Below are 23,314 nucleotides of genomic sequence, written 5' to 3' on the forward strand. Positions count from 1 at the left end.
GACGGAGCTAACGGATCGGTTCGGCGGTCGCTCGAGTCGCTCGCTGTGGTACGGAGTGCGTGAACGCCGGCTAACACGAAAAGCGCCGCCGTTATACGTCCGTGGCCGTTACGACGGACAATGAGCCAGGAGTCGGAGTACAGCGAAGGGGACCTCAGGAACGTGGGGATGAGCCTCAAGCACGATCGAGAGTGGGACTACGAACTTGACCGCATCCTCGAGGCGATCGAGGAGCGCGACGCGACGAAGGTTGGACTGCAGTTCCCCGAGGGGTTGAAACGACGTGGTCCGAAGGTCGCGGACGACCTTCGCGAACTCGCCGACGACGACGTGACGTTCATGCTCTCGGGCCAGCCGTGTTACGGCGCCTGTGACCTCGACACGTATCTGATGAAACGCACCGACGTGTTCGTCCACTTCGGCCACTCGCCGATGAAGAACACGGACAAGGTGATCTACGTCCCGCTGTTCTCGAACGTCGAAGTGCAGCCGATCATGGAGGAGGCCCTCGACACGCTCGAGGACCCCGAGGAAACCGAGGGCGTCGGCCTCGTCACCACGGCCCAGCACATGAACCGCTACGAGGAGATGACCGAGTTCCTGGAAGAGCGGGGCTACGAGGTCCAGAGTCGTCGCGGCGACGACCGACTCACCCACGAGGGCCAGGTTCTGGGCTGCAACTACGCGAGCGCAGACGTGCCCGCAGACCAGGTCCTGTACGTCGGCGGCGGCAAGTTCCACCCTCTCGGGCTGGCGATGGAACACCCCGACAAACACGTCGTCATCGCCGATCCGGTCAACAACGTCGTCACTCCCGCAGACACGGAGAAATTCATGAAGCAGCGCTACGGTGCGGTCCATCGCGCGATGGACGCCGAAAAGTGGGGAGTCATCTTCTGTACGAAGATCGGCCAGGGTCGCTGGGAACAGGCCGAACAGATTATCGACGACAACGACAACGCCTACCTCATCACGATGGACGAGGTGACCCCCGATCGACTCCGAAACTTCGATATGGACGCCTTCGTCAACACCGGCTGTCCGCGGATCACGACCGACGACGGCCCGCAGTTCCACAAGCCGATGCTGACGCCCGGCGAGTACGAAATCGCCGTCGGCAACAAGCCACTCGAGGATCTCTCCTTCGACACCTTCCACGGCACCTGGTAGACCGCTCGACGGTCTCTCGAGGGTCTTCGCCGATCGCACCGAATTCGAAGACCGGTCTTCCGCTACCAGTAGTTGGCAATACGGTTTCGTTATTCAGTCTGGGCCGTTAGTCTGAAGCGCCGAATTGTTACGTGCAGATGCGAACCTAACACAGTTTCTTCTATCAGCTATCGGTGGTGTTGGTAGAGCCGTGCTGAATATAGGGCGCGTATTCATCAACTGTCGTGATCGTTTGTAGATATTGGCCGATTTTTCAGAGACTGCATGATAGGCAGACAGTGTCGAAACTTCAGGTGATAGTTATTTTACTTACATTATCGAGAGTACACGACGGCGGTGGCGCGAACCAATGAGAACCGAAACCAGAGAAGCCAACAAAAACGCAGTGGAAAAACCTTTAAATTAATTTCGAGTGACAACTTAGACGCCTTGGACGACGTGATGGACGAAGATATGACGTTCTCCGATCCACTAACGGAAGTAGAAGGACTTGATGACTACAAAGATCTTATGCGAGGTCGACTATCGGCACTCCCGGATACCGACGCTGAGTTCCATGAAATAGTAGCAGAAGATGACGTAGTAGTCGTACACTTCACGTATCGCGGTACACACGAAGGTGAGTATAAGGGTATTGAACCGACAGGAAATAAGGTTGAAGGAACAGCCGTCATGATCGACCGATTAAAAGACGGAAAAATTGTAGAGAGAACGGAGGAATTTGACACGCTCTCCTGGTTTCAACAACTTGGGGTAAACCCGGCTGAGATCTGAAACCCCACTAACTCTTCTATCGTACCCATATCAACGAACTAATGTATATAGTATATGTCTGATATGAACCTCGCGATCACTTCGAACGCTCTACCAACCAGCAGATTCATCGATTTTTAGTGAAATAAACAGTGGCAAGATGTTGCATAGACCTCTGTATGCAGCACGCACTTTCTACCAGCTACTGGATAGGATGAGCGAAGCGTTTGAGATATACAGTGCGAATGCAGCACGAGAGAGGGATGAATCGTGGAGAGTTCAGATCAGTCAGTGTAGAAAGCGAGAGTAACAAGCCGTCCGGTATTATCGAAATCAGGCTATTGTCTATATGTATCGAAACTGGAGTTTTCGATAGTTGATGCTCCCCCGAAGAGAAGATTCGCAACCCTGGACACGTTGATGGAGAACTCACCGAGTTTCACACAGCGGCGGATTTGGTTGACCACAATTGTCGGGTCTCATACACCCATGGGCTGTACAAGTACGACCCCATCGCAGACAAGGAAGATGAACCCATCCGCGTTCAGGTGAAGAAGGCCAGCCAAGATACGGATGAAAATTGGAAAAACTCCATCCCGACAGACGGGTACACTGACGATGAAATTGACCTGTTTGCTGGGTACGCTCCCGAACCTGACAAAGTGTTCTACGTCCTCATCGAGGAGACTGGGTCGGAATTTAGCGTGCTGAACGAGACGGGAGAAATATGAACGAATATAACCGTGATCTCGCTAAATTGATCGACGACTATAGCTTCGGACGTGCGTTCCGGAAATTGACTGACGAATAAGCTTGGGGACCGGCTCCAAGGGTTATCAATCCGACGAGAGATTCGCACGCTCCACGGTACGGTTTGTTCAGAAGAATTGTGCTGAAATTGGCGAGGTTATCCTGCTGGATTCATCCTCTTTATCTCACACACGCATTCTACCAGTTGCCGGATAGATCAAGCGAGGCACGCGAGATACGGGGCGCGAATGTCACACGAGATTCGGCTTGATTTGCGAAGTTGGTGATCGCTCAGTACCAGGGTACACAGATAGGGTGCAAATCCATCCACCGGTCACGTGGGCACTGCTGTAACAGACGGACCCCTATTTCAATCTCGAGCGGAGTCGAACGACGGAACTGACAGTAGACCGTGGGAATCGATGTCGAAACGGCCGCCGATGGAGGGACCCTCAAGCTCACTATATAAAGATCCCTTCAAATAAAGGAAGATTACTCACCCGTGTTCGGCCCCTCCGTTCAAATACAAGAGATCAACCGATTATGTCCACTACTACTCGAAACAGACTCGAAAGCCGGTACGCGGGAATCACGCTCGAAGGACACCCTCACGCGCTGTCGGCGTGGTTCATCGTCGCACTACGAGCCGTGATGGGCGGCATGATGCTGTTCGCCGGACTCGGCAAATTCGCGTTCGTCAGCGGTGAGCCGTTCGACGCCGGCGGCTTCCTCGTCCACGGTGTCGACCCAGTTAGCCCCGTCAGCGGGCTCTACGCCGCGATGGCGGGCAACGCGATGCTGCTCGAGGTCATCAACGTCGTCGTCCCGGTGACCCAGGTGCTGATCGGCGTGGCGCTCATCGTCGGCGCGTTCGTCCGGCTGGCCGCCCTCGGCGGTGCGATCCAGATGTCGGCCTTCTACCTCGGCGGCTGGGAGGGACAGTGGCTCGCGCTGTTCGACTCGACGTTGATCTACGCCGTCGTCTTCCTCGCCATCGCGGCCTTCGGCGCCGGCCGAATCCTCGGCCTGGACCGCTACATCGAACGGATCGAAGTCGGCGGACAGGCGCTCGTCGAGCGCTTCCCGAAGCTTCGATACGTTCTGAGCTAACTCCGATTCGTTTTCTATGGAAACCGGAAGAATACACGCGGCTTCAGCCGTGAGCCACTCAATTGTGCTACTATTTAGTGCTGCGAAATCGCACCCGCGGGTGACGTCAGTCGTCGGTCAGTCGTCCGTTTTCTGTCCCTCGGACTCGTCGGTAGCGTTCTCGCTCGCTCGAGTCTGGGTCAGGAACTCGTAGCGCCGACAGACGTCGGTCCAGTCGACGACGTTCCACCACTCCTCGACGTAGCTCGCTCGTTCGTTCTCGTACTGGAGGTAGTAGGCGTGTTCCCAGACGTCGAGGGTCAGGATCGGGATCGCACCCTGGTGGGCCAGTTCGTTCTGGGACTCGACCTGGCCGATCACCAGGAGGTCCGCGACGGGTTCGTAGAACAGCATCGCCCACCCGCCGCCTTCGACGCTCTCCGCGGCCGCGGTGAACTCGTCCCGGAAGGCCTCGAACGAACCGAACTGCGCCTCGAGCGCCGAGCGGAGTTCGCCGTCGGGTTCGCCACCGCCGTCGGGGCTCATGTTCTGCCAGAAGATGGTGTGGTTGATGTGGCCGGAGAAGTTGAACGAGAAGTCCCGCTTTGCGGCCTTGATCTCCTCGTAGTCGCCCGCGGAGCGCATCTCCTCGAACTCGTCGAGGGCGGCGTTCGCGCCGTCGACGTACGCCTGGTGGTGCTCGCCGTGGTGGAGTTCCATGATGCGCTCGTCGATGTGAGGCTCGAGCGCGTCGTACTCGTAGGGAAGTTCCGGAAGGGCGTACCGTCCGTTTTCCGTCGCGTCGTGTCCCTGTCCGTCGTAGTCGTCCTCGGCCGCCGCGCCCGTGGGGCCGACCAGCGCGAGGCCGGTCAGTCCGCCGATCGTTTGCAACACGTCGCGGCGCGGTCCCATTGGAAGAATCGAGTCGTTCGTCATGCGCTCTCGAGAACGACGGTTCGGTCAATCAAATCCGACCCGGCAATAGAAAGCGTTGAAATTAGCGATGGGGGTTGGTGAACTAACTAGACGAAGCCGACGTCCGCCGAGGACGGCCACCCTCCCCGGTTCGACGCGACGGAAACTCGCGGAGACAATAACACTTACCCAGCCGGTCCGCACATCCCCGAGTATGACAGACAGCGACTGGGGCGACTGGCTCGTCCGTGACGTCGAAGACGCATCGCCGGACGGCGTCGCAATCTGGTATCTCGGCTGTAACGGCTTCGTACTCAAGGGGAACGAGGGGACGACGATCTTCATCGATCCCTACGTCGGGCTGGGCGATCCACCACGAACCGTTCGCATGATTCCCGTCCCGTTCGATCCCGAGGACGTGTCTGAGGCGGACGCGGTTCTCGCGACCCACGAACATACAGACCACGTCCACGGACCGAGTCAGGCACCGATCCTCGAGAACACGAGCGCGTCCCTGTACGCTCCCGACGACAGTCTGGCGGTCGCACGCGAGGACGAGAACTGGACCGAGGAGTGGGACGTAACTGACGACCAGTTCGACGAAGTGAGCGAGGGTGACACTCTCGAGATCGGAGAGTTCACGCTTCATGTCGAAGCGGCACACGATCCGGACGCAACTCATCCCGTAAGCTACGTCCTCGAGCACGACGCGGGAACGTTCTTCCACGGCGGGGACACGAAACCGTCCGACGAGTTCGAACGGATCGGTTCGGAGTACGACATCGATCTCGGCGCCCTCGCATTCGGCACCGTCGGCCAGATCCCCGACAAGGAGACCCGAGAACCGAAACGGACGCGCTGGTACAACGACGAGAACCAGATCGTCGAGACGGCGGCCGCCCTCCAACTCGAGGCGCTCCTGCCGAGTCACTGGGACATGTGGCGCGGTCTCACTTCGGACCCGAAGGTGCTCCACCACCACGCGAAGAGTTTCGAGTATCCGCGCCGGCTGGAACTCGTCGAGATCGGCGATCGAGTCAACCTCTGATACGTATATCAGAACTGATACTGTCCGCACAATTTATAATAGTGCTATGGTAACGTTGGCGTCATGAGTAGCACCGCCGACACGGACGACGTGATCGAGGTCAGTGCCGATGGGTTGACCGTCCGGAAGCGGTTCGCGGCAGACGAGTTTCCCGTTCCGGCGATCAGGTTCGAGATCGAGTCGGACCACGACGAACCGGTCACGTTTCGCCTCTCCGAGGAGATCCCCGAATCGTTCCCGATGGACAAGGTCGGATTCCACCCGGAGTACTACAGCGACGACTGGACGGCGTTCCAGGACAACCACGTCGAGTTTACCGGGACGCTCGAGTCTGACGAACCGCTCGTCACCGTCTACGGAATCCGGATCGACGACGAGAGCGTCGTGACCGAGTTCCTCACGGAGCCGACGGTCGTCGAGGTCAGCTCCGAGGATGCGGCCGATTCCGACGCCGACGCGATCAGCGACGACGTCATCGAGACGATCGTCGGAGACGACCGCAGCCAGCCCGTCAAAGACATGATCTCGGGTGAGTCCGATTCCGTACCGGGCCTCGAGGACGAGGATCTGGATATCGATCTCGAGGACGACGTCGATCTCGACGAGACGACGGAGTTCGAGGACGACGAGCCTGACGTCGAACTCGGATTCGAAGAGGACGAGATCCCCGGGACCGACGAGGACGAGGCAATCGAAGCCGCGCCGCCGGACGAGGAGGCGCTCGATCTCGGCCTGGACGCCGACGAAACTGGCGAGGACGAAGCCGACGACGCAGACGCCGATCCGTCCAACATCGATCTCGGACTCGAGGAGGAGTCCGACCCCGAGCTACCCGAGGACGCTGCGGTCGACGACGCCGAGACGAGCGCGGACGTCGCCGACGAGGAGAGCGAGGATATCGGTACCGAGGACGAAGACGGCGATACCGAGAAGACAGACGACGATACCGAGGACGTGGATATCGGCGACGACGAAGGCGACATCGATCCGAAGGCCGACGATGCAGACGACGGCGACGAGCCAGCGGACGCCGACTCGCCCGCTGACGTGGCGGACACCGACGTCGAACCGGACGCGTCGGACGAGTCGCCCGCGGTCGACGAGAGCGAGGACGCTACCGACGGGACGAGCGACGAAACGAGCGAATCGGACGCCATCGAGACGGAGCCAGCGGAAACCGAGTCGGCCGAAGACGAGTCTGACGTCGCGTTCGAGGGATCGATCGGCGCCCGACTCGCGACGGAGATTCGCGAGGGGACCGTCGACGAGGACGACCTCGAGGCCCTCCGTTCGGAACTCGATCTCGAGCCCTCCGGTTCGGAGATCGCGAAAGTCGAGCACCTCCAGTCCCGGGTCGAGGAGGTCGCCGCCTACACCGACGCGCTGGAACGATTCCTCGACGAACAGGGGACCGGCGAACAGTTGATCGAAGAGTTCCAGACGGAGCTGGCGTCGTTCGAGGACGAGCTCGCTGCGATGGACGACCAGCTCGAGGACACCGAGTCGCGCGTCGACGGCGTCGAAACCGACGTCGAGTCGCTGACCGACTGGACCGCCGACCTCGAGACCGATCTGGGCGAGGTCGCGGCCGACGTCGAGACCGTGGAAGACGACCTCGAAGACGTTAGTGACGACGTCGAGACGGTCGACGAACGTGTCGACGACGTCGCGGACGACGTGGCCGACCTCGAGGACGACCTCGAGGACGTCCAGGAGGGGCTGACCGACATCCAGGACTGGCGAGACCAGCTCGGATCGATGTTCTCGGACAGCTAGCGGGAAACGCAACTCGTTTATCCGTCGCTCGTCGAGAACTGGTCGATGGGCGAGACGATTCCGATCGCGGTCCCGCGGAAAGGGCGGCCGCTCGAGTGCGTGCTCGATCGCATCGCTGCACGCCTCGATGTGCCGGCCCTCGCGGACGACATCACGTCGACGCTTCGACACGAGAAGGCACGGACGAAAGGCACCGTCGACGCCGACGAGGACGTCTACCATCGTCTCGCAACCTACAGCACCGTCGACGATCCGACCGAACCCGAGTATACGCTCCTTCGCGACGACCGCGCCGGAAAGCCGCGACGTATCGTCTTCGACAGCGTGACGATTCCGCTCGAGGACGCCGATGGCATTTCCGACGGGACGTCGATCCAGCTCGTCGGTCGCGAAGAGCCGTTTCGGGCGTTACGAACCCACGAGTTCGCGCTCGGGTTCGACAGCGCCGACCTGGTTCTCGAGGAAGTCGTCGAGCTCCGGCCGGAGCCACTCGACCGAATCGCCGACATCAACGTCCGGATCGACCCCGTCGACACCGACGTCCGCGTCGTCACGGGACTCGGCGACACCGTCTACCACACCCTGATGGCGACCCCCGAGACGGCGCCACCCTCCGAATCGATCGACCGGGAGTTTCTCGAGGGCTACGAGGGACCGATCTGTATCGAACCGCGGTACGAGCGGCTGGTCCAGGCCGTCCTCGGCACGAAGACGCTCGACGGCGTCGACTTCCGCTATCCCGCGAACGGTCGCGAGGAGGAGGCGGCGATCGCCGAGACGGGCCTCGGCGTCTACCTGACGGTGACCGGGTCGACCGCTCGCGAACACGGCCTGTTGCTCGGCGAACAGTTGTTCCCCAGCGAGACGGTGATGCTCGAGAACACGCCCGAGGTCACCGAATCCGTCGCCGCAGTCCGATCGGTACTCGCGAACGGTACTGCGGAGACAGAACTCGCGGTCACGCACTGATTCACTCCGACCCTCCTGTTATTCCCAAAATTTTGTAGACAGTTGCCAGAGCGCCAGCCACGGCAGTAGTAGTGGTCTGTCTCGAAAAGGGAAGTCGGCCGAATTCGATATAGCAACATGAGATTTATCTGGGTGAGATCGGGCACACCAATGATAATCTAGTTTTTATTTTTGTAGTGTCATATGTGGCGAGACACTCTATAGGAGCGAGTAAATGTTCGTCTCGTACACGGTGCGAACCTGGTCGCCCCAGTTGTGGGTGTAGGTGTCGATGACGTCGCTCGCGACGTCTCCACGGAGGTACTTGACGACGCCGCGGTCGCCCGTCCGGTCCCGAAGGTGCGTCGTGAAGAAGTGTCGGAAGTAGTGTGGCGTCACGTTCTCTGCCGCGCCGCCACCGGTCCGGTACCAGCCGTGCGTTCGGGCGTGTTTCTCGACGATATACCGGACGTCCGAAGTCTGTAACCGCTCGCCCCAGGAGTCGCCGGTGTCGATGAACAGCGGGTCGGCCGGCGAAATCGGATCCGGACGGATCGCCAGCCACTCGAGCAAGGCTCGCCGGAGTTCGGCGTCGACGGGGATCACGGTGTCTCGCTTGCGCTTGTTCGAAGCACGTCGCTCTTCCCCGTTGACGGTCCGGCCGCGAGCCGGCTCCTCGGAGACGAATATCGACGACGGGCGGCGCTCGAGTTGAACGCGTGCAGTCCACTCGAGGTCGAGTTCCGGCGTCTCGAGGTGACAGTCCCGGAGGTCGAGGTTGCAGAGTTCGCCGACGCGCATCCCGGTTTTCAGCAGGGTGACGACCACGGCGCGCTCGAGCGGATGCGCGATCGAGTCGACGAACGAGCGCATCTCGGGAATCGAGATATCCCGGCGAGTTGGGTTCGTATCGATGGATTCCGACAGTTCCTCCATCACGAGCACCATGGGATTCTCTTCGAAGACGCCGACGCGATTCATGTAGTCGTAGAACCGGTTGAGGTAGGACGCGTACGTCGCGATCGTGCTCGATTCGAACCGATCACGAAGCGAGTGGACCCAGGCCATACACTCGCGGCGCCCGACCGCCGATACCTCCTCGATGTGGTCGAAGCGCTCGCGGACGAATTCCTCGAACTGGCGGAGGACTCGCTCGTAGGCCTCGAGCGTCCGTTCGCTCTTCCCGTGGTATCGCTGGTCGTCGAGGAAGTACGCGATCGGGTCCGCCACGTCCTCGGGTGCGTCGGTCCTAGTTGCCATCGTCCTCGAGAGTCGTGTACCCGCCGTGGCGACCGCTGTATCGAATGCGGTTGTCCGCCTGGAGCTCTTCCAACGTGTCGTCGAGTCGAGACTCGATGTCGCCGCTGACCGCCTCGAGGAGTTCCTCCCAGGAGTACGTGTCAGACGACAGTAAATTAAGGACTTGCGTTTCGAGGGCGTTACCCCCAGGGTTTGCGTCCGGAGAACCGGGTTCCTCGTGGTCGGTTTCGAACCCTCGACGGCCGGCCTGCACCATCGTTCGGACGAACTCGCTCTGGCTCATCTCGAGGTCGTCAGCGTGGGATTGCCACTCGTCTTTCTGGTATGCAGGAACGTAGGTCTTGACGGCAGTCCGAGATGTATCGGCTGAGTCGGCCATACGAAACCGATCAAACTCCCGGACCTTCAATCTAACTACTATTCCAGCTAAGTGACCTTATCTCATTTCATATGGTGAAAATTCGAGTCCAGATAGTCCCACCAGAGTAGATACATCTACTCGAAGTACTACAGTTAGGGATATTAAACTCGAGAGAACTGTACCCAGAAGTTGAGATATAGTATCCGGGACGCATCGAAGACGAGGGGTTAACGCCGTTCGAGAGAGACGAAATACCGAGGATTTGGAACCGAATCGAGACACCTTCGTCGCGATCCGAAGAGTGAATCGATCGCGAACGCGTCCCGATTTGAGGGGCACTCGATCGTCGTCGACTTCCACAACTGCCTGGGACGACGAGTGATCCTGTCCGTTCCACGGACTACCTTCCGTCATCCAGGTGGTGAGAACTCGGTCGGTGAAATCCGGTCGACGGACTTCCATCGAGAGACTCCGAGTAACGCCTCTGTGAAAGCACGCAGTGTTCCTCGAGCGATCGAGTTCCACAACACACCGATCAAGCGAAAGCCGATTGAAGCCAGTTAGAGGGGCTTTGAGAGATCGTATAGTCCGACAACGATCAGGGCCGGATTCGTTTCTCCAGCGCACCACAGCGTAGAGCAGACGGGTGCGAAAATTCCGGTCACCTCGTCGTCGGACAGACATCGCGCTCCACCGGGAACGAAACGCGCAGGTCCCGATGAGGGACTTGGTCTATAGTGACACCTGAAACGATTTGCACACGGTCGCATTGTCCGCGGTTCTCTCTTGCTTTGCTTACTCCGAAGCGCGCTCGCGTCGTGCGATCGGGTGCGCATTGAGTTTCAGTGGCTACTATAACGCATCGTCAGTTCGGGCACAGTCCGTCGGTACGACGAACCAACCTGGGGTAGCATCCTGACCGCAGTCGTTCACCGGCGGTCTCGGACTGCGCGAGCGGTCGAACCGGCACCCTGACCCGCCCTTGTAGCCGGGACGATAACCGAGTTCGTCGACGACTCGTTCAGCGACTGCCTCCACCTTCCCCTGACCTCCGGCGAGTGTCTCCTCTTCGAGGCCGAGATCGGCCAAACTCGCTAGGGCGGACAAGGGCGTTTTCGATATCGTCTGCAGCCAGGTCCTCGGCGACCAGCCGGCGAAGACTGACGGGTTCACAAAACTCCGAGAGCTCACACCGATCAACTCTCCGAGTCAGCTGAGTCGTCTCGAGGCGGACGGGGAGCCGTCGTGAGTGGGGTCGGACTCGAGAGTTCCGACGAACCTCGAGACGCAAGCGACGAAGAAGCGTCGCGAACGCCTCCTGGAGAGGCCGGGATTCTGACGACAAAATGCGAGAACCGGGGGGTTCGAAAGTCGACGGCAGTTCGTGACGACTCGAGAGGAGCAGTCTCTCTTTTCGATCGTCACGGGACCAGACTCGCGGTTCGGACGGAGCCCGCTGGAGTCTCCCGCTCGAACAAATTCAACTCGACCGAAACGGCGAACGTATCGCGTGAGCCGACCGTAGACCGGGGGTCGATGTTGTGACACGCACACAACTCGAGTTGCCACGAATAACTCGATTTCGAGTAAATAGTCTGCTGGGTATCGGCGGATTTCGGACAGGTAAATTCTATTTCGCTATATCTAATTGGATGGTGATCGAGAAGAACAACTACCCGCTGAGAGGGACTGAGGGAACGAAATTCTGGTCGGATAATTCGATCTACCGTGACAGAACAGATACTGGAGGCGGAATCGCGATCGCAGAGTGGTGTTCGGCGTCCGGCATCAGTTTTCAGTGAGACGCCCACTTCGCCGAAATCGGACGCGGTACGAGTATGTTTCTCATCAAAATCCCCATACAAATCATTAAGTGTGCGGTTTCAGAGTTTCAGGTATGGTAGACAATCACCAACCGGTGAAAAACGTCGACGAACGCCGCCGTCGACTACTCGCGACGGTCGGGGGAGTAACGCTCGGGGCACTCGGTACGGGCGCGACGGGAACCGCAGCCGCCGTCGAGGAAGACACCCTGACGATTCTCCACGACACCCACTTCCACGGACGGTTCCAAGATTCGGACTATCCCGAGCTGGATATCGCACGCTACCAGACGCTCGTCGGGGACCTACTGGCGGAGTACCCGAACGCCGGCTTCTTCGGTAACGGTGACGACCTGGCGCCGTCCGTCCTCGGACTCGAGTTCGAGGGCGAGCACATGATCGAGGCGTTGAACGAAATGGAGCCGGCCGCTATCGGCGCCGGCAACCACGAGTTCGACTTCGGTACCGACGTCGCCACGGAGCGCTTCGAGGAGTCCGAGTTCCCCTGGGTGATCGCCAACCTGCTCACCCCCGAGGGCGAACCCGTTCCCGGCGCCGAGCGCTGGACGACGGTCGAACTCGGCGACCACACCGTGGGCGTCTTCGGGCTGGGCGTCGAGAACTTCCACGGAATCACCGACTACCCCGACGACTGGCAGGTGCTCGGCCACGAAGAGGCGTCCGAGGAAGCCGTCGCCGCTCTCCGGGAGGCGGGTGCGGAGTTCATCGTCTGTGCCTCCCACGCCAACACGGGAGACCACCCGACGATCGCTTCCGTCGACGGCGTCGACGCGGTCGTCGGCTCTCACTCCGGAGTCGTCTTCGACGAACCGGACGAGAGTCACGGTGCCGTCATCTCCGAGTTCGGTGACGAGTTCGACCACGTCGGACGCCTCACCTTCGACGTCGACTCCGGCGAACTCGTCGACTGGGAGCGACTCGACCTGTACGACTCCGAGGAACTCGACGAGGCAGACTACCCCGAGGAGACCGACCACCACACGCCGGTCGACGTCCAGGACGTCGAGCGCGATCCCGGCGTGGCGGAGATCGCCGACGAGTACATCGATGAACTCGAGGAGCGACTCGGCGAACCCATCGTCGAGAGCGAGGTCGAACTCAACGCCTCGTTCGACAACTACTCGATCGAAACGGGCTGGGGGAACCTGATGACCGACCTGATGCGCGAGGTCGGCGACCTCGACGAGGAGATCGACGTCGCGCTCCAGAACGCCGGCGGGATCCGCTCCGACGCGACGTACGGTCCCGGAGAGATCACCGGCAGCGACGTGATGAACATCCTCCCGTTCCCGAACGAGATCGAGGTGTACGAACTCACCGGGGAACAGCTTCACTCCTACCTCGAGGGATCGGTTCGACCGATGCCCGACGACTTCGGCGCCCAGCCGGGGATTCAGGTCTCCGGAGTCTCCTACGAGTGGACCGGTCATCACGACGATGGGAGGGCCCGAAACGTCTGGGTCAGGGGCGAGCCACTCGAAGACGACGAGACGTATCTCGTCGCGACGAACGACTTCGTCGCCGGTCGCAACGACGAGTTCACCGAGGACGGCCTCGTCCTGCACTCGGGCCAGTTCCTGGGCCCGTTCGTCATGGATCTCCTGGACGAGGAGTACGAGACGGTCGCTCCCGAGCGCGAACACCGGATGATCCGCGTCGACGAGGTCGTCGACGACGTCGACGCCGACGGGGACGCCGAGACGCTCACGCTGTCGTTCGCCGAAACCGACGCGATGAACGCCGTCGAGGAGGGAACGTTCCGACTGGTTGCACCCGAACACGGCGTCGTCGAGGCTGAATCGGTCTCCGCGGACGACGGCGTCGAGGTCGCCCTCGAGACGGAAGCGGTGCTGGACCTGTTCGACGACGCGAACGTGGCGGAACTCTCGCTGGTCGGCGGCTTCGATCCCGACGAGGAGTACTACGACTACGACGACTCCATCGAACTTCCTGCCAACGAGATGTACGACCATTACAAGGTTCGCGTCCCCGTCACGGCCGCGGACGTTCGCCCCCTCACCGGGGACGTGAAGGGACGAGGAGCGGACGACCGGCCCGACGAGGGACGTGGAGACGAGGCATCCTCCCGAGAGAAAGACTGCTGACGACGCTTCCACTGTAACGCTTCCCGTCGATTCCGCCGACGACCGTTTCGAGGGTCCTACGCCGACTCGCTTCCAGCGGAGTCGTCCTTGTCGTCGGCGACCGGGCGCTGGAACCACTCGCCGACCGTTCGCTCTCGTTTGCGCGCGCGAAGCCGTTCCTGTAACTGATCCTCGATGTGTTGTTGCAACTCGAGTCCCCGCTCGGCGTCGACGTCGTAGGCGGTCGCCGCCCGCCCGAGGAACGAGGCGGAGCTCGCGGTGTCCGCCGTGACGCTGGCGAGTCGGCGGCGGCGCTGGAAGATCGACTGCGTGTGCAACACCGCCTGCACGCGGTAGTAGGGGACGACCTTGGTCGATCGGTTCCAGAACCCGGTTCGCGCGAGGACGTACCGATCCCCGACGCGGTAGCCGCGGTTCGACCACTTCAGGTGGGCAGCGACCGGAACGAGGGCGAGCAGGCCGGCGAGCAGATACCAGCGTTCGACGAACGTGGCGCTGGCGAGCAGGTAGCCGGCGCCCACCACGACGGCAACGACCAGGAGGTACCGGACGCCGTATCGCTCCCGCGCCCGCTTCGGCGGCGCCTCGAGGTCGACATCGCCGAAGGGTTCGATGTCGCGGGCGAGCGTCACGACCCGGTCGAACCTGGCGAGCGGAATCGCGGACTCCGACCCCCGGCTGCTCGACTGGCCGGGCGCGTAGCCGGCGGTTTCGACGGCCAGCGCCCCGTAGCCGAACCATCGGAACGGGACGCGTTCGGTGATCGTCAGCGTCTGGACCTTCTCGAGCGGGATCGTCCCGCTGTAGCGCTGGACCAGCCCGCGCTCGTAGTAGAGTTCGTCGTCGACGCGCGTGAGTCGGAAGCCGTAGTACCGGTTGAACGTCAGGACGGCGCTCACTACCCAGGCGGCGAGCAAAAAGAGCACGATGGCCCAGGCGATGGCGACGATACCGCTGCCGGTTCCGGGAATGCCCTCGACGAGGCCGACCGGAACCAGTGTCGTCGGGTCGAATCCGCTGACGAACGAGAGAGCGATCCCCCCGAGAAGGCTGGCTCCCGGGTCGATCGTGAACACGCTCAGGATCGCGAGCTCTCGCGGCTGAATCTCGAAGAGGAGTTCCTCTTCGTCTCCTTCCTCCTCGACCGTGTCGCGATCGGTTGCGTCGTCGGCCGTCGCGTCGTCTTCCTCGTCGGCCTTCGCCCCGCGACGGAGCTGTCGCCTGAGGTTGCGGGCCTCGTCCTCGCCGACGTACTGTAGCGAGACCTCCGTCTGTCCGCCGCCCGCGGTTTCGATGTGGACGGCCGCGACGCCGAGCGCCCTGCTGAGGATCGTCTGTCGAATGTCGACGTTCTGGATCCGGCGCAGCGGCACCTCGCGGTCGCGCCGGGCAACGACGCCGGAAGCGACGTCGAACGTGTCCGCCGTGAGTTCGTACCGGAATCGTTCGTAGTAGGCGATCTCGTAGACGACCGCGACGAGGATCCCGACGAGAACCATTCCGCCGACAGAGAGCAGGTTCGGTCCGGCGCCGCCGGGCGAGGCGATAATTCCACCGATGAAAAACAGCAGGCCGACGTTCACGCTGCGCGAGAGGGAGCGAGCCGCGACCGAGGCCGGATGAAGTTTTTTCATACTGCGTCCTCACCCTCGCTCTCGATCGCGAGTCGGCGCAGTTCTTCGCGGAGCGTTTCGGCTCGTTCTGGGGTCAGTCCGGGAATCGCTACGTCGGCGCTTCGGGAGCCTGCCGTGTAGACGACGACGGTCGAGAGTCCGGCCGTTCGCTCGAGCGGCGACCGTCGGGAGTCGACGTGCTGGACGCGGACGTACGGGACGACCGTCTTGATGCGGGTGAAGACGCCTCGCTCGATGAACAGCCCGTCGTCCTGTACCTCGAACCGCCAGACGGAGTAGCGGAGCCAGGCGACGATGAGACGAACGATAGCCAGGATCACGGCGAGCGCGACGGCTCCCGGGACGAGCAGATCCGGTGGGTTTCCCCAGAAATCGGTGATAGAGAGCAACAGCGCTCCTCCCACGATGAAACCGCCGGCGAGACTGGCCCGGAAAACCGCCATAATGAGCCAGACGACGCGGACCCGTGGGTTGAGTCGTTCCATAGCTCCCGAAATGTTCGGTATGAGAATAAAGAGTGGGATAGCGGATCCGGGCGTCAGACGATATCACGAGCACGAAGGAACGACACCTGGCGATACATCCGGCAGCCGAGACAGATACCGGTCACCGCCGCGAGTCCAGCGGCCAGTCCGACCAGCGCGGCGATGGCGAACCCGAGAGTGGGAACGCCCGCGAGAAGCAACAGGATGGCGAGTCCGGATCCCGCCGCACCCAGGAGTTTCGCGAACCGGTGCGGTGCTGCAGGCTCACGATGCTCCGGTCGGCCGACGATCGGGATCACGAGGCGTTGCCAGAGGAACCGATAGAGGTCGAACCGCCAGCCGGAGAGCACCGAGACGCCGAGGATCACGGCGACGGCACCAACCAGTATCGGCTCACCGAGCCCGACACCGAGTAACAGGAGCGTTGCGGTGATCGACTGGCCGAACCGAGGGGCTCGAGGGTCGACGAGCGTGGTACTCGAGTCGTTCGTCCGATCGGTCTGTACTTGGGTACTTGTCACACACCCATTACGCGGTCGAACAGTATGAGTGCGCGGTCGTTACGAAAGCAGAGTGGCTAGAATCGATACCGTTCTGGAAGGAACGATAGAATGATCGGATCGAAATCGCCGTCCGGTCGACCTCAGTGCGTCGCTGTTCTGAGATCGTCGATCTGGAACAGGTCCTCTTGCAGTCCCGTCCCGTCGCAGGCTTCGTTCGGGCAGTCGTAGTGCCAGCCATCCTGGGTCGCGTCGCCCTCGCGGAAACGCTCGCCACATACCTGACAGAACAGCTGTCCTTTCTCGCAGGTATCTCGGTGAAGTTCCAGTGCAAGTTCCGTCTGGAACGACTGATTACAGTCTCGACAGGTGTGCATATTTCGTCTGACGCGAGCGGTCCTCAAAATTGCTTGGGTTCGTTTCTTCCGTGCGGATAAGCAGTGATTCGGCTCCGCTACGCCGATTTACCGCGAACAGTCCGGGAAAAAAGAAGTATCGAACGCACTGTTTACTCGAAAGCGTGTTTCTCGAGTACTGGTAGCTGTGTGAATTCGAAACACACCCGAATTACCGTCGGTGAACACTGTCAACTATTCGGTACGTTTGGCTGTTGGGTCGATATCAGTTCGAGAGACGAGGGATGAACGCGAGCGGTGAGTACGCGACCGCAGTGCTCCCGATCAGTCGTCCTGGCCGAGGATTCCGCGGTGGGTCATCTTCTCGGGGTCGAGCACCTCGTCGGCTTCGTCCTCGTCGAGGTACCCCTTCTCGAGGACGACCTCCCGAACCGTCTTCCCTTCCTTGAGCGCGGTCTTGGCGACCTCGCTGGCCTTGTCGTAGCCGAGGTGGACGTTGAGCGAGGTGGCGAGCGCCATCGACTGCTCGACCTGGGTCTCACAGTGCTCGCGGTTGGCCTCGAGCGGATTGACGAAGCGCTCGGCGAAGACCTGACTCGAGTTCGAGATCAGTTCGGCGGACTCGAGGAAGTTGTGTGCGAGGACGGGCTTGTAGAGATTGAGGTCGATCTGGCCTTCGGCGGCGCCGGCAGAGACGGCAGCGTCGTTCCCGACGACCTGCTTGTGGACCTGGTTGACGGCCTCGGCGACGACCGGGTTGATCTTGCCGGGCATGATCGAGGAGCCGGGCTGGTTCTCGGGCTGTTCGATCTCGCCGAGTCCGTTTCGGGGACCCGAGGCGAGCAGGCGCAGGTCGTTGGCGATCTTGTTCAGCGAGCCGGCGACGACGCGCAGCGCACCGTGGGCCTCGGACATCGCGTCGTGGGCTGCCTGGGCCTCGAAGTGGTTGTCGGCTTCCCGGAACTGGACGCCGGTCTCCTTGGTGATGTACTCGGCGGCGCGGCCGGGGAACTCCTCGTGCGTGTTGAGGCCGGTTCCCGTCGCAGTTCCGCCGAGGGCGAGTTCCGCGAGGTGGTTGCGAACCTTGTCGACGCGGTCGAGTCCCTTCTGGATCTGGGTCCGATAGCCGCCGAACTCCTGGCCGAGCGTGACCGGAGTAGCGTCCTGGAGGTGGGTCCGACCCGTCTTGACGACGTCGTCGAACTCCTCTTCTTTCGCCTCGAGCGCCTCGCGAAGCGTATCGAGGGCGGGGATGACGTCCTTCTCGACGGCCTCGAGGGCGGCGACGTGCATCGCGGTCGGGATGACGTCGTTGCTCGACTGGCCGTAGTTGACGTGGTCGTTCGGGTGGACGACGCGGTCGCCGATCTCCGCACCCATGATCTCGGCGGCGCGGTTGGCGATGACCTCGTTGGCGTTCATGTTCGATGAGGTGCCGGAGCCGGTCTGGAAGACGTCGACCGGGAACTGATCGTCGTGCTCGCCGGCGATGACCTCGTCGGCTGCCTCGATGATCGCCTCCGCGACGTCCTCCTCGATCAGTCCGAGGTCGCGGTTGGCCTGTGCGGCGGCCTTCTTGACGACGCCGAGCGCGCGGACGAACCGGCGACTGAAGCTGATCCCTGAGATGGGGAAGTTCTGGATAGCGCGCTGGGTCTGGGCGCCCCAGTAGGCGTCCACCGGCACCTGCATCTCGCCGAGGCTGTCCTCCTCGATACGGAACTCGTCGTCACGTGTCATACCCGAAGCGTTGCGACCGGTCAGGTAAAATCCACCGAAAAGCCGACGTCGTCGGCCCGAGCGCGCTCTCGCAGGGCCGACTGCAGGCGCTTCCTGCCGGTCCTGTGTGTATCGCGCGCGTCCTCGAGGTCGACGTCGTAGATGGTCGGCGTCGCCCAGAAGAACGTCCGCGAACTGGCAGTGTCGACGACCAGCGACGCCAGCCCGAGCCGACGCTGGAAGATCGATCGCCGCGTCGTGACGGTCTGGATGCGGTAGTACGGGATGACGGTCGTCCGCCGGCGCCAGAATCCGCGGCGGATCACCAGGTGATCCTCTCCAACGTAGTAGCCGAGGTGGACGTACCGCAAGTGCGCCGCCGGCGGCACCGCCGCGAAGACGATCGCGGCGAGATACCAGCGCTCGAGCGGCGTCACGTGGGCGATAGCAAAAACTATCCCGACGACCACGGCGGCGATCAGCGAGTATCGGACGAGGTATCGACGGCGGGCCAGCGGTGGCGGACTCTCGAACTTCGGCGTCTCGACGCCCGTGAGGGTCTCGGTGAACCGGTGGACGTGCGCCGTCCGAGCGAGGGGAACGGCGGACTGACTGCCACCGCTACTGTCGGGGCCGTAGCCGGCCGTCTCGACCCACAGGCCGGCGTACTCGATGGCCCGCTGGAGCGGGTTGTCGGTGACGGTTACCGACTGAACTTTCTCGACCGGAATCGAGCCGCTGTAGCGCTGGAGGAGGCCGCGCTCGTAGACGAAGTCGTCGCCGACCCGGCCGAGTTGGAAGTCGTAGTACGTCGCGAACGTGTAGGCGACGCTGACCAGGTAGGTGATGACGATCCCGTTGATCGCCGAGACGACGGTCAACACGCCGTAGCTCTGTGCGTCACCGGTTGCGAGGTCCTCCGGGCCGCCGAACGGCTGCGAGATGGTGAGGAGCACCTCGAGGATCGAGTCGGTCGCGAGAAAAAAGACGAAGCCGACCGCCGCGATCGCCGCCGGTCGCAGCGTCGTCAGCGAGTAGAGGAGGAGTTCCCGTGACTCGAGGGCAAACAGCCGCTTTCGCTGGGGCTCAGGCCGCCGATCGGTCGACGGCGCTGGTCGTCGCTCCGCGGGCGGACGACCGGCTTCGTCGGGTTCGGTCGGTGCCGGGACCTCACTCTCCGACGACTCAGAGGGGGCCTCTCGCTCCGCTTCGGCGTCGACCTCGCTCGGTTCCGTCGGCTCTCCCGACTCCGCACGCTCCCGTGGCGCCTCGCCCTCCGTCGGTTCCGTCGAGGGGGTCTCGGAGCGGCCGTTCACCTGGGCCGTTCGGCGCCGAATCTGGTGTTGCAATCTATCGGCTTCGGACTTGCTGACGAAACTCAGGGCCGCCTCGCTGCTCCCACCGCCGGCCGTCTCGATGGTGACGACGGCGAGGCCGAGCAGCCGCTGGAACACGCCCTGCCGAACGTCGACGTTCTGGATCCGCCGGTAGGGGATCTCTCGGGACCGGCGGGCGAACACGCCGGAGGCGACGTCGAACGTGTCCGGCGTGACGGCGTACCCGAACCGGTAGTAGTAGACGACACCGTAGGCGGCGCCGAGGAGAAAACCGAGCAACGCACCGAACGGCAACCACGCCATGCTGACGGGTTCGAAGACGCCCGCGAGTCCGATGACGAGAAAGACCGGGATCCAGAGCCAGAGCAGCCCGTACTGGATGGCGTACGTGAACGCGCTGAACGGATGGAGGCGGTTCATACTGCGTCGTCAGCCTCGCTCTCGACGGCCAGTTGGCGGAGCGTATCCTGCAGGTCCCGCGCCCGGTTCGGCGGCAGTCCGGGAATCCGGACGTCCGCGTTCCGCGAGCCGGCCGTGTAGACGACGACGCTCGAGAGTCCGAGCGCCCGCTCGATGGGGCCGAACTGCGTGTCGACGTGCTGGACGCGGACGAAGGGGACGGCAGTCTCGACGAACGTGATGACGCCGCGCTCGAGGTAGAGCGCGTCCGGCTGGAGTTCGAACTGCCAGACCTGGTAGAGCCGGATGGCGTAGGCGGCACCGAGGACGAGCGCGACGGCGACCACGCCCACCAGTCCGGCCGTCGGGACGGCGGTGATCCAGCGATCGATGGCGACGAAGACGGCGCCGAGAACGATCGCCATGATCGCCGTCTGGGCGACCCAGAGGATCCTGATACGCGGATGAAGCGACTCCATACGAGTATCCTATCAGGAGTGAAGGATAAACCTGCGGTTCGAGCCGGTGTTCGCCCGACGGGCGGCGCGTACCGACGCAGTGGGCGAACGACTCCCGGACTGTCGCGACGGCGTATTTCGCCCGGCCATCATCGACCTCCGCTACTCGAGGTCCTCGTACTCCTCGGGCGTGTACGTCGAGAGCTCGAGCGCGTGGATGTCCGTCGTCATGTGATCGCCGAGCGCGTCGTAGACCTGCTGGTGTTGCTGGACCAGCGGGAGTCCCTCGAAGGAAGGCGAGACGACCGTCGCCGCGAGGTGATCGTCGTCGTGTTTGTCGCGTGCGTGTGTGACCGTCGCGTCGGCGTCCTCGAGTCCCGATTCGATGACTGCCTCGACGTCGTCTGGCTTCATACGGGATCGGTCGACCGCTCGGGGCAAAAACACCGCGGTCGACGGCGCGTGATCACGACGCTTATATCTATGCAGGGGTGTGCCACAGCTATGTCACTCGCGAGCGAGACGCGCCGCGCCGTCGACGACCACCCGTTTCTCCTGGCCGCACTGCGGGCCGGCGTGGTGAACTATACCGCCGCCGCCCGATACCTCGACGTCGATGGCGAGGCCGACGCGGTGGCGACGGCGATTCGCCGGTACGCCGAGGAGCTACCGGCGTACGAGACCGGGGCATGCGACGCCCGCGTCAGGATGGAAAGCGGAATCACGGCGGTTCCGATCGATGGATCCCATCCGGAAACCGCGCTGCTCGCCGTCGGCGGAACGTCGTTCAGGACCGACGGCGGCGATCTGACCGCGATCGTCGCGACCGGCGCCGTCGATACGACCGCGCTCGCGGAGGCGCTACAGCACCTCTCGATCGAGGAAATTACACCGGTCGCCGCCGGCGTGAGCGAGGGCGCGATGATGATAATCGTCGATCGTCTCGAGGGGGCAAACGCGCTGCGCGCGGTCGAGGACGCGCTCGAGGCAGTTCCCCAGACGTATAGTACCAACTGAAACGGTTTCCACACCGATCACGCTGTCCGCGGGTCTTGCTTGTGTCGCTCACGGGTCGTTCCTCCCCGTTCGCGTTGCGCGGTTCTCACTCACTTCGTGCTCACGGGTCGTTCCTCCCCGTTCGCGTTGCGCGGTTCTCACTCACTTCGTTCGTTCCGAACCGCGCTCGTTCCGAACCGCGCTCGTTCCGAACCGCGCTCGTTCCGAACCGCGATCCCGTCGTGCGATCAAGTGCGCACTGACGTTCAGCGGCTACTATCGTCCTCGAGAACGGACTGCCGGAAAGTTACTTGCGGCCCGCTCACGGAGTGGTATCGATGACTGTCTCGAGAGCCGTACGGCCCCGTCCGGAACCGAACGATCGATCGTGTCCGCGGACGCCCGTCGGTCCCGAACTCGGGGGGGAGAGCGAATGAACGACGATCGGACGCAGGTGGCGATCGCCTGCCAGGGCGGCGGGAGTCACACCGCTTTCACGGCCGGTGTCCTCCGCGAACTCCTCTCGCAGTGGCAGACCCAGGAGGAGACGTTCGAACTGGTCGGGATCAGCGGCAGTTCCGGGGGCGCGTTCAACGCGCTCGCGGCCTGGTACGGATTCGTCACCGGCGACGAGACGAGGGGAATCGAGATCCTCGACGACCTCTGGGACGACATCGCTGCGAGCAACGTCGCAGACCAGCTATTCAACGACTGGGTGACGAGCTACGCCCGGCTCGCCAGTACCGGTGTCGGGCTCCCGCAAGTGAGTCCGTACTACTCACCGGCAGCCAGATGGAGTCAGGGGCAGCTCGCCGACCTTCTCGAACGCCACATTCCCTTCACGAAGATTCCGGTCCTCTGTGCAGCCGAGGTGCCGAATCTGGTCGTCGGCGCAGTCAACGTCAACGCCGGCGAGTTCGTGACGTTCGTCAACGAAGACGTCACGGTCGACGCCGTCCTCGCTTCGGCCGCAGTACCGGGGCTGTTCGAGGCCGTCGAGATCGACGGCGACCACCACTGGGACGGGCTGCTCTCGCAGAACCCGCCGGTCGGGGACCTGCTCTCCCTTCCCGGCGACCGGACGCCCGACGAGCTGTGGATCGTTCAGATCAACCCCCAGGTTCGGCCGGAGACACCGACCTCGCTTTCGGAAATCGGCGATCGACGTAACGAACTCGCGGGTAACATCTCTCTGAACCAGGAGCTTCGCATCGTCGAGCGGATCAACGAGTGGATCGAGAGCGGTCACTTCGACCACCCGGAGTACACGACGACGGAAGTCAAGCAGATCGAGCTAACGGGCTATCACCAGTCGACAAAACTCGACCGCGACCCGGACTTTCTCGAGCAACTCGCGGCCGAAGGCGAGGAGCGAGCCGCGGCGTTTCTCGACGATCGGGCGGCCGACTGA

21 protein-coding genes are annotated in these 23,314 nt (G+C 62.3%); 10 read left to right on the plus strand and 11 right to left on the minus strand.

Annotation, left to right across the window (positions count from 1 at the left end):
- The first annotated feature begins 120 nt into the window (after nucleotides 1-120).
- From dph2 to CV102_RS18875, 4 genes are all read left to right on the plus strand, one after another.
- Entirely contained in the window at nucleotides 121-1,170 is a 1,050-nt protein-coding gene (dph2, locus tag CV102_RS18860) for a diphthamide biosynthesis enzyme Dph2 (RefSeq protein ID WP_148859583.1), read from the plus strand.
- A gap of 336 nt (nucleotides 1,171-1,506) precedes the next feature.
- Complete coding sequence (locus CV102_RS18865) at nucleotides 1,507-1,944, plus strand: ester cyclase (RefSeq protein ID WP_267903133.1); 438 nt, start codon at nucleotides 1,507-1,509, stop codon at nucleotides 1,942-1,944.
- Between the two features lie 377 nt (nucleotides 1,945-2,321).
- A complete protein-coding gene (locus tag CV102_RS18870) occupies nucleotides 2,322-2,654 on the plus strand; it encodes a group I intron-associated PD-(D/E)XK endonuclease (protein ID WP_267903134.1) in 333 nt (110 codons plus the stop codon).
- Between the two features lie 562 nt (nucleotides 2,655-3,216).
- Entirely contained in the window at nucleotides 3,217-3,783 is a 567-nt protein-coding gene (locus CV102_RS18875; protein WP_148859586.1) for a DoxX family protein, read from the plus strand.
- A 117-nt stretch (nucleotides 3,784-3,900) separates the two neighbouring features.
- Here CV102_RS18875 and CV102_RS18880 read toward each other — a convergent pair whose 3' ends face one another.
- Nucleotides 3,901-4,698 carry a superoxide dismutase gene (locus CV102_RS18880; protein WP_148859587.1) on the minus strand — a complete coding sequence of 266 codons (798 nt, stop codon included), beginning with the start codon at nucleotides 4,696-4,698 and terminating at the stop codon, nucleotides 3,901-3,903.
- Between the two features lie 193 nt (nucleotides 4,699-4,891).
- Between CV102_RS18880 and CV102_RS18885 the strand changes: the two genes are divergently transcribed.
- The 3 genes from CV102_RS18885 to CV102_RS18895 all read left to right on the plus strand — a co-directional run bounded on the left by CV102_RS18885 (nucleotide 4,892) and on the right by CV102_RS18895 (nucleotide 8,470).
- Entirely contained in the window at nucleotides 4,892-5,725 is an 834-nt protein-coding gene (locus CV102_RS18885) for an MBL fold metallo-hydrolase (RefSeq protein WP_148859588.1), read from the plus strand.
- 63 nt (nucleotides 5,726-5,788) lie between these two features.
- Entirely contained in the window at nucleotides 5,789-7,501 is a 1,713-nt protein-coding gene (locus CV102_RS18890) for an AAA family ATPase (protein ID WP_148859589.1), read from the plus strand.
- A 45-nt stretch (nucleotides 7,502-7,546) separates the two neighbouring features.
- On the plus strand, nucleotides 7,547-8,470 hold the full coding sequence (locus CV102_RS18895) for a hypothetical protein (protein WP_148859590.1): 924 nt from the start codon (nucleotides 7,547-7,549) through the stop codon (nucleotides 8,468-8,470).
- A 198-nt stretch (nucleotides 8,471-8,668) separates the two neighbouring features.
- Here CV102_RS18895 and CV102_RS18900 read toward each other — a convergent pair whose 3' ends face one another.
- Both CV102_RS18900 and CV102_RS18905 read right to left on the minus strand, forming a co-directional pair.
- A complete protein-coding gene (locus CV102_RS18900) occupies nucleotides 8,669-9,709 on the minus strand; it encodes a tyrosine-type recombinase/integrase (protein ID WP_148859591.1) in 1,041 nt (346 codons plus the stop codon).
- Nucleotides 9,699-10,088 (minus strand): DUF5805 domain-containing protein, encoded by a 390-nt coding sequence (locus CV102_RS18905; protein WP_148859592.1) that lies wholly within the window; start codon nucleotides 10,086-10,088, stop codon nucleotides 9,699-9,701. The genes CV102_RS18900 and CV102_RS18905 overlap by 11 nt, the downstream gene beginning before the upstream one ends.
- A 1,879-nt stretch (nucleotides 10,089-11,967) precedes the next feature.
- On the opposite strand from CV102_RS18905, the gene CV102_RS18910 reads away from it, so the two are divergent.
- Nucleotides 11,968-14,019, plus strand: coding sequence for a bifunctional metallophosphatase/5'-nucleotidase (locus CV102_RS18910; RefSeq protein WP_148859593.1), 2,052 nt, complete (start codon nucleotides 11,968-11,970; stop codon nucleotides 14,017-14,019).
- A 56-nt stretch (nucleotides 14,020-14,075) separates the two neighbouring features.
- Here the strand turns inward: CV102_RS18910 and CV102_RS18915 are convergent, their stop codons facing one another.
- The 8 genes from CV102_RS18915 to CV102_RS18950 form a co-directional block, all read right to left on the minus strand.
- Nucleotides 14,076-15,653, minus strand: coding sequence for a PH domain-containing protein (locus CV102_RS18915; RefSeq protein WP_148859594.1), 1,578 nt, complete (start codon nucleotides 15,651-15,653; stop codon nucleotides 14,076-14,078).
- On the minus strand, nucleotides 15,650-16,138 hold the full coding sequence (locus CV102_RS18920; RefSeq protein WP_148859595.1) for a PH domain-containing protein: 489 nt from the start codon (nucleotides 16,136-16,138) through the stop codon (nucleotides 15,650-15,652). The genes CV102_RS18915 and CV102_RS18920 overlap by 4 nt, the downstream gene beginning before the upstream one ends.
- A 53-nt stretch (nucleotides 16,139-16,191) precedes the next feature.
- Nucleotides 16,192-16,659 (minus strand): DUF4395 domain-containing protein, encoded by a 468-nt coding sequence (locus CV102_RS18925; RefSeq protein WP_148859596.1) that lies wholly within the window; start codon nucleotides 16,657-16,659, stop codon nucleotides 16,192-16,194.
- A 122-nt stretch (nucleotides 16,660-16,781) separates the two neighbouring features.
- The gene (locus CV102_RS18930) at nucleotides 16,782-17,015 is read right to left on the minus strand and encodes a transcriptional regulator (protein WP_148859597.1); all 234 of its coding nucleotides are present in this window, start codon (nucleotides 17,013-17,015) and stop codon (nucleotides 16,782-16,784) included.
- A 303-nt stretch (nucleotides 17,016-17,318) separates the two neighbouring features.
- Nucleotides 17,319-18,734, minus strand: coding sequence for a class II fumarate hydratase (locus CV102_RS18935; protein WP_148859598.1), 1,416 nt, complete (start codon nucleotides 18,732-18,734; stop codon nucleotides 17,319-17,321).
- A gap of 20 nt (nucleotides 18,735-18,754) precedes the next feature.
- The gene (locus CV102_RS18940; RefSeq protein WP_148859599.1) at nucleotides 18,755-20,470 is read right to left on the minus strand and encodes a PH domain-containing protein; all 1,716 of its coding nucleotides are present in this window, start codon (nucleotides 20,468-20,470) and stop codon (nucleotides 18,755-18,757) included.
- On the minus strand, nucleotides 20,467-20,928 hold the full coding sequence (locus CV102_RS18945) for a PH domain-containing protein (RefSeq protein ID WP_148859600.1): 462 nt from the start codon (nucleotides 20,926-20,928) through the stop codon (nucleotides 20,467-20,469). Before CV102_RS18945 ends, CV102_RS18940 begins: the two co-directional genes overlap by 4 nt.
- A 141-nt stretch (nucleotides 20,929-21,069) precedes the next feature.
- Nucleotides 21,070-21,321 carry a BolA family protein gene (locus CV102_RS18950; protein ID WP_148859601.1) on the minus strand — a complete coding sequence of 84 codons (252 nt, stop codon included), beginning with the start codon at nucleotides 21,319-21,321 and terminating at the stop codon, nucleotides 21,070-21,072.
- A 90-nt stretch (nucleotides 21,322-21,411) separates the two neighbouring features.
- Between CV102_RS18950 and CV102_RS18955 the strand changes: the two genes are divergently transcribed.
- Nucleotides 21,412-21,924 (plus strand): DUF7523 family protein, encoded by a 513-nt coding sequence (locus CV102_RS18955; protein WP_148859602.1) that lies wholly within the window; start codon nucleotides 21,412-21,414, stop codon nucleotides 21,922-21,924.
- 412 nt (nucleotides 21,925-22,336) lie between these two features.
- Complete coding sequence (locus CV102_RS18965) at nucleotides 22,337-23,314, plus strand: patatin-like phospholipase family protein (RefSeq protein ID WP_148859603.1); 978 nt, start codon at nucleotides 22,337-22,339, stop codon at nucleotides 23,312-23,314.

This window comes from Natronococcus pandeyae (assembly GCF_008122205.1).
Lineage (GTDB): Archaea > Halobacteriota > Halobacteria > Halobacteriales > Natrialbaceae > Natronococcus > Natronococcus pandeyae.

Excerpts from the sequence above, each read along its gene's own strand:
- dph2 (WP_148859583.1), top strand. The coding sequence starts at position 121 with ATGAGCCAGGAGTCGGAGTACAGCGAAGGGGACCTCAGGAACGTGGGG.
- CV102_RS18875 (WP_148859586.1), top strand. The coding sequence starts at position 3,217 with ATGTCCACTACTACTCGAAACAGACTCGAAAGCCGGTACGCGGGAATC.
- CV102_RS18880 (WP_148859587.1), bottom strand. The coding sequence starts at position 4,698 with ATGACGAACGACTCGATTCTTCCAATGGGACCGCGCCGCGACGTGTTG.
- CV102_RS18885 (WP_148859588.1), top strand. The coding sequence starts at position 4,892 with ATGACAGACAGCGACTGGGGCGACTGGCTCGTCCGTGACGTCGAAGAC.
- CV102_RS18890 (WP_148859589.1), top strand. The coding sequence starts at position 5,789 with ATGAGTAGCACCGCCGACACGGACGACGTGATCGAGGTCAGTGCCGAT.
- CV102_RS18895 (WP_148859590.1), top strand. The coding sequence starts at position 7,547 with ATGGGCGAGACGATTCCGATCGCGGTCCCGCGGAAAGGGCGGCCGCTC.
- CV102_RS18900 (WP_148859591.1), bottom strand. The coding sequence starts at position 9,709 with ATGGCAACTAGGACCGACGCACCCGAGGACGTGGCGGACCCGATCGCG.
- CV102_RS18905 (WP_148859592.1), bottom strand. The coding sequence starts at position 10,088 with ATGGCCGACTCAGCCGATACATCTCGGACTGCCGTCAAGACCTACGTT.
- CV102_RS18910 (WP_148859593.1), top strand. The coding sequence starts at position 11,968 with ATGGTAGACAATCACCAACCGGTGAAAAACGTCGACGAACGCCGCCGT.
- CV102_RS18915 (WP_148859594.1), bottom strand. The coding sequence starts at position 15,653 with ATGAAAAAACTTCATCCGGCCTCGGTCGCGGCTCGCTCCCTCTCGCGC.
- CV102_RS18920 (WP_148859595.1), bottom strand. The coding sequence starts at position 16,138 with ATGGAACGACTCAACCCACGGGTCCGCGTCGTCTGGCTCATTATGGCG.
- CV102_RS18930 (WP_148859597.1), bottom strand. The coding sequence starts at position 17,015 with ATGCACACCTGTCGAGACTGTAATCAGTCGTTCCAGACGGAACTTGCA.
- CV102_RS18935 (WP_148859598.1), bottom strand. The coding sequence starts at position 18,734 with ATGACACGTGACGACGAGTTCCGTATCGAGGAGGACAGCCTCGGCGAG.
- CV102_RS18940 (WP_148859599.1), bottom strand. The coding sequence starts at position 20,470 with ATGAACCGCCTCCATCCGTTCAGCGCGTTCACGTACGCCATCCAGTAC.
- CV102_RS18945 (WP_148859600.1), bottom strand. The coding sequence starts at position 20,928 with ATGGAGTCGCTTCATCCGCGTATCAGGATCCTCTGGGTCGCCCAGACG.
- CV102_RS18950 (WP_148859601.1), bottom strand. The coding sequence starts at position 21,321 with ATGAAGCCAGACGACGTCGAGGCAGTCATCGAATCGGGACTCGAGGAC.
- CV102_RS18955 (WP_148859602.1), top strand. The coding sequence starts at position 21,412 with ATGTCACTCGCGAGCGAGACGCGCCGCGCCGTCGACGACCACCCGTTT.
- CV102_RS18965 (WP_148859603.1), top strand. The coding sequence starts at position 22,337 with ATGAACGACGATCGGACGCAGGTGGCGATCGCCTGCCAGGGCGGCGGG.